This window comes from Saccharothrix sp. NRRL B-16348 (genome assembly GCF_001280085.1).
Taxonomy (GTDB): domain Bacteria; phylum Actinomycetota; class Actinomycetes; order Mycobacteriales; family Pseudonocardiaceae; genus Actinosynnema.
In genome coordinates this window covers 1-280 of the sequence record NZ_LGED01000150.1, presented here as the reverse complement: position 1 = coordinate 280, position 280 = coordinate 1, and the positions used below count along the sequence as shown (strand labels likewise).

At 61.8% G+C, this 280-nt stretch carries 1 protein-coding gene; it reads left to right on the top strand.

From position 1 onward, the window contains the following. The coding region (locus ADK67_RS15560; protein ID WP_442974145.1) for a pectate lyase family protein at window positions 1–280 on the top strand (280 nt) is incomplete at both ends.

Sequence of the window (280 nt, the reverse complement as noted above, 5' to 3'; positions counted from 1 at the left end):
GAAGAAGTCGGGTTCTCCGACGTCCAACGGCGGCGACGCGATCGGGATGGAGAGCAACGTCCGCAACGTGTGGGTCGACCACGTCAACCTGCTGGCGTCGGGCGGTGAGTCCGAAGGCTACGACGGCCTGTTCGACATGAAGAACAACACCCAATACGTCACCTTGTCCTACAGCACGCTCCGCAACTCCGGTCGTGGCGGGCTGGTCGGGTCGAGTGAGAGCGACCGCTCGAACGGGTTCATCACGTACCACCACAACCTGTACGAGAACATCGACTCG